The following is a 5147-nucleotide window of genomic DNA, read 5'->3' as shown; positions in this document are numbered from 1 at the left end:
GCCGTCCAGCCGCCGCCACAGCGCCGCGGCCTCCTCCCGGGGGTCGAACCGGAGCGCCGCGGGCGCGGCCCGCACGGTCAGCAGCGCGACGGTGACCAGGGCGAGGAGGTAGGACAGGACGTACGCGGGCCCGAGCGCCTGCTGCGCGATCCCGGCGGCCCGCAGGGCGTCGGCCGCCGTGCCCAAGGCCACCGGCCCGGCCGCCGCCCCGGCGACCAGCCCGGCGGTGGTGCCAGGGTCGAGCCCGAGCGCGTCCGCGACCAGCGCCGCGACCGCCAGCGCCCCGACGACCTCGACGACCGTGAACCACAGGTACCGCAGGTTGCGCCCGGAGAACGCGGCGAAGAAGGCGGGCCCGAGGGTGTAGCCGAGGGTGAAGGCGAAGATCGAGAACGCGATCACCCGCACCTGCTGGTGGACCTCGACGCCGCCGGTCAGCAGCCCGACGGCGAGGGCGGCGGCCAGCGTCCCGGCCGCGCCGCCGAGTGCCACCCCGCGGAACCTGAGCCTGCCCAGGGCGAACCCGAGGGCCAGGCAGAGGAACAAGGCGATCTCCGGCGCGTCCCGCAGCACGCCGGACTCCCAGGGCCACATCCGATCCCCCCAAGGCAGGCCGGCAGCGCGGGGGGATCGATCATCCAGCCTTTTCCCGCCTCCACATGCCGCGAAACGCCATCAACCCCCGTCGGCCCCGCGTCCGTGCGGGGGCGTGCGAGCGGGGAATGGTCCCTGGTGGGGCGTCTGTGCCGGAGTTCCACGCAGTAGGGTCTCTGCGTGAGCGAAACTTCCGCCGAGGACCGGATCTGGACGGTTCCCAACCTGCTGAGCTTCCTGCGCCTGCTCGGCGTGCCCGTGTTCCTCTGGTTGGTCCTGGGGCCCAGGGCGGACGGGTGGGCCATCGCCATCCTCATCGTGGCCGGATTCACCGACTGGCTCGACGGCAAGATCGCTCGCGCGTTCAACCAGACCAGCAAGCTCGGCCGGGTGATCGACCCGGCCGCCGACAAGCTGTACGTCTTCGCCACGATCCTGGCGCTGCTGCTGCGCGAGGTCATCCCGTGGTGGCTGGTGGCCGTCATCGTGGCGCGGGAGCTCTTCGTCGCCTGTTCGTTCCCCGTACTTCGCAAACACGGATATAAGGCACTTCAGGTGCATTTCCTGGGCAAGGCTGCCATGTTCAACCTCATGTACGCCTTCCCGCTGCTCTTCCTCGCCTCCCACACCGGGTGGTATGCCGATATAGCGCGAATTGCCGGGTGGGCCTTCGCGATCTGGGGCACCGGCCTGTATTGGTGGGCAGGGATCCTGTATGTGGTGCAGGTGCGCCAACTCGTAACCGCGACCACGAAGGAGTGATCGGGTGAAGGCGGTCGTCATGGCGGGCGGGGAGGGGACTCGGCTGCGTCCGATGACCGCCAACCAGCCCAAACCTCTGCTCCCGGTGGCCAACCGCCCGATCATGGAACACGTCCTGCGCCTGCTCAAACGGCACGGCATCACCGAGACGGTGGTCACCCTGCAGTTCCTGGCCGCCCTCGTGCGCAACTACTTCGGCGACGGCGACGAGCTGGGCATGAACCTCCAGTACGCCACCGAGGACCTGCCGCTCGGCACCGCGGGCAGCGTCAAGAACGCCGCCGCCCGCCTGCGCGACGACCGCTTCCTGGTCATCTCCGGCGACGCCCTCACAGATATCGACTTATCCGACATGATCCGTTTTCATCGCGAAAATTCGGCTCTTGTCACCATCGGCCTGAAACGCGTTCCCAACCCGCTCGAATTCGGGATCATCATCCTCGACGAGAACGGACGCGTTCAGCGCTTCCTGGAGAAGCCCACCTGGGGCCAGGTCTTCTCCGACACCGTCAACACCGGCATCTACGTCATGGAGCCCGAGATCCTCGACGCCGTGGCCGACGGCGAACCGGTCGACTGGTCCTCCGACGTCTTCCCCGCCCTCCTGGAACGCGGCGCCCCCATCTACGGCTACGTCGCGGGCGGCTACTGGGAGGACGTCGGCACCCACGCCAGCTACCTCAAGGCCCAGGCCGACGCGCTGTCCGGCCGGGTCCGCCTCGACATCGGCGGCTTCGAGCTCTCCCCGGGCGTCTGGGTGGCCGACTCGGCCACGGTCGACCCCGACGCCGTCCTGAAGGGCCCGCTGCTGATCGGCGACTACGCCAAGGTGGAGGCGGGCGCCGAACTGCGCGAGTACACCGTGCTCGGCAACAACGCGGTCGTGCGCGAGGGCGCCTTCCTGCACCGCGCGGTCGTCCACGACAACGTCTACGTCGGTCCCGGCGCCCATCTGCGCGGCTGCGTCATCGGCAAGAGCACCGACGTCATGGGCGGCGCCCGGGTCGAGGAGAACGCCGTCATCGGCGACGAGTGCGTCATCGAGGCCGAGGCGTACGTCTCCAGCGGCGTCAAGGTCTACCCGTTCAAGACCATCGAGGCCGGCGCGGTCGTCAACACCAGCGTCATCTGGGAGTCGCGCGGCCAGCGCAACCTGTTCGGCCCGCGCGGGGTCAGCGGCCTGGTCAACGTCGAGATCACCGCCGAGCTGTGCGTCCGGCTGGCCGGCGCGTACGCCACCACCCTGCGCAAGGGCGCCTACGTCGTCACCTCCCGCGACTGCTCCCTGGCCGCCAGGGCGCTCAAGCGGGCCGTCATCGGCGCCCTGACCGCCGCCGCGATCAACGTCCTGGACCTGGAGGCCGCGCCGCTGCCGGTGGCCCGCTTCCACACCGCCCGCGAGTCGGCCGCCGGCGGCATCGCCCTGCGCACCACGCCCGGCGACCCGCAGAGCGTCGACATCGTCATCATGGACGACCGCGGCGCCGACCTGCCCCCGGCCGCCCAGCGCAAGCTGGAGCGGGTCTTCTCCCGCCAGGAGTACCGGCGGGCCTTCCCCGGCGAGATCGCCGAGCTGCACTACCCGGCCAGGGCCGTCGAGGGCTACACGCACGAGCTGATGCGGGCCATCGGCGTCACCGGCGTCAAGGACATGAAGGTCGTGGTCGACTGCGCCGGCGGCACCTCGTCCCTGGTGATGCCCACGCTGCTCAGCCGCGCCGGCGTCGAGGTGCTCACCGTCAACGCCCGGCTGGACGACGTCTCGCCCACCGAGACGCTGGCCGAGCGCCGCCGCGACCTGCAACGCCTGTCGGAGCTGGTCAGCTCCTCGCGGGCGGCCTTCGGCGTGCGCTTCGACCCGGTCGGCGAACGCATCGCCCTGGTGGACGAGACCGGCCAGCTCATCAGCGAGGAACGCGCCCTGCTGGTCGTGCTGGACCTGGTGGCGGCCGAGCGCCGGGGCGGCCGGGTGGCCCTGCCGGTCACCACCACGCGGGTCGCCGAGCAGGTCTGCCGATTCCACGGCGTGCAGGTGCAGTGGACCTCGACCGCGCTCGACGCCCTGACCTCCGCCGCCCAGGGCCCCGACATGATCTTCGCGGCGGACGGGCGCGGCGGGTTCGTCGTGCCGGAGTTCAGCCCGGCCATCGACGGCCTGGCCGCGTTCATGCGCCTGCTGGGCCTGGTGGCCCGCACCCGGCTGTCGCTCAGCCAGATCGACGCCAGGATCCCCGAGGTCAAGCTGCTGCGGCGGAGCGTCCCGACCCAGTGGGCGGCCAAGGGCGCGGTGATGCGCTCGGTCATCGAGGCCGCCGAGGCCGAGCCCGACGGCTGGCGCGTGGACACCACCGACGGCGTGCGGGTCGCCCGCGACGACGGGTCGTGGGTGCTGATCCTGCCCGCCGCCGCCGAGCCGGTCACCGACCTGTGGGCCGAGGCCCCCGACATGGACGGCGCGCAGGCACTGCTCGAACGGTGGGCCCGCGTGGTCGAGCAGGCGGCCGTCTGATCACGTAGAGTAGCGGAAAAGCCTTCGCCCGAGATGTGCGCGCGGAGTGCCGCAAGATCGTAATGTAGAAACGCGCGGCGGCATGGACCACGGGGTGGGGGCGGCGGTAACTTTGTCAGCGTCCGAACCGCAGTCCAGCGCCCCGCCTTGACCTTTGCCGCTGATCAGCGTAAGTTGCGGCATTCGCAAACTTGAAGAGCGAAGGCAGGCGCGTCCCCAGCACCGTCGCCGCGTCTTCGCGGTAGGAGGCCGAGCCGATCGATGCCGAGCGTCTACTGCACGCAGTGCGGGCACGCCAACCCCGAGGATGCCCGTTTCTGTTCCCGCTGTGGGTCACCGCTGACCAGACCCGAGGTCTCCGGGGACACCACGTCGACGATCTCGGTCGCGGGAATCGAGGCGTACGAGGCTGAGACAGGCGACATGCTCCTGGCCGAACGGGCGCTGGTCGAACAGCTCCCGCCCGGCACGGCGTTGCTCACGGTCACCAGGGGGCCCAACCAGGGCAGCCGGTTCCGGCTGGACAAAGACCTCACCACGACCGGGCGCCACCCGGAGAGCGACATCTTCCTCGACGACATCACCGTCTCCCGTCGCCACGTCGAGTTCTACCGCCACCGCGGCGGCCAGTTCTCCGTACGCGACGTGGGCAGCCTCAACGGCACCTACGTCAACCGGGAGCGCATCGAGGAGGTTCCCCTGCACTCCGGAGACGAGGTGCAGATCGGCAAGTTCCGCCTCGTCTTCCTGATGAGGGTCAACGCCGGCGCATGAGCTCACAGGCGGCACGCTCGCACATGAGCATCGGGGAGGTGCTCGCCCTGCTGCAGGGCGAGTTCCCCGACGTCACCGTGTCCAAGATCCGCTTCTTGGAGGGTGAGGGGCTGATCGAGCCCGAGCGCAGCCCCTCGGGCTACCGCAAGTTCACCCATCTCCACGTCGAGCAGTTGCGTTTCATCCTGACCGAGCAGCGCGACCACTACCTGCCGCTGCGGGTGATCAAGGACAAGATGGCCGAGAGCTTCGGCCGTCCGCGCGCGGTGCAGCAGGCCCAGGAGATCCGCTACGACCGGGCCCAGCTGCTGGAGGCGGCCGGCATCGACGAGGAGACCCTCGCCGAGCTGGAGGACTACGGCCTGCTGGCCCCCGTGGCCAGGCGCTACGACGAGGAGGCGCTGAAGATCGCGCGCAGCGTCGGCGCCCTGGCCCGCTTCGGCCTGCACGCCCGCCACCTGCGCGCGGTCAAGGCCGCCGCCGAGCGGGAGTGCGGGCTGGTCGAGCC

At 70.5% G+C, this 5147-nt stretch carries 5 protein-coding genes; 4 read left to right on the top strand and 1 reads right to left on the bottom strand.

The window, feature by feature from the left end:
- Positions 1 to 594: aspartate-alanine antiporter-like transporter (locus ACWCSD_RS47480; RefSeq protein ID WP_449925553.1), on the bottom strand; the 594-nt coding region annotated here is incomplete at its 3' end.
- Between the two features lie 180 nt (positions 595 to 774).
- Here ACWCSD_RS47480 and ACWCSD_RS47475 point away from each other — a divergent pair.
- From ACWCSD_RS47475 to ftsR, 4 genes are all read left to right on the top strand, one after another.
- Entirely contained in the window at positions 775 to 1356 is a 582-nt protein-coding gene (locus ACWCSD_RS47475) for a CDP-alcohol phosphatidyltransferase family protein (protein ID WP_352350843.1), read from the top strand.
- Positions 1357 to 1360: 4 nt separating this feature from the next.
- On the top strand, positions 1361 to 3865 hold the full coding sequence (locus ACWCSD_RS47470; RefSeq protein WP_397156582.1) for a sugar phosphate nucleotidyltransferase: 2505 nt from the start codon (positions 1361 to 1363) through the stop codon (positions 3863 to 3865).
- 261 nt (positions 3866 to 4126) lie between these two features.
- The gene (locus tag ACWCSD_RS47465; RefSeq protein WP_352325615.1) at positions 4127 to 4639 is read left to right on the top strand and encodes an FHA domain-containing protein; all 513 of its coding nucleotides are present in this window, start codon (positions 4127 to 4129) and stop codon (positions 4637 to 4639) included.
- A partial coding sequence (gene ftsR / locus ACWCSD_RS47460; RefSeq protein WP_449925548.1) for a transcriptional regulator FtsR occupies positions 4636 to 5147 on the top strand: 512 nt, incomplete at its 3' end. The genes ACWCSD_RS47465 and ftsR, both read left to right, overlap by 4 nt.

The organism is Nonomuraea sp. NPDC001684, from assembly GCF_053596515.1.
The sequence above is the reverse complement of the archived record's forward strand: the minus strand, read 5'-3'. Positions and strand labels throughout refer to the sequence as shown.

What these genes read in the sequence shown, in the direction of transcription:
- ACWCSD_RS47465 (WP_352325615.1), top strand. Translation starts at nt 4,127, where the DNA reads ATGCCGAGCGTCTACTGCACGCAGTGCGGGCACGCCAACCCCGAGGAT.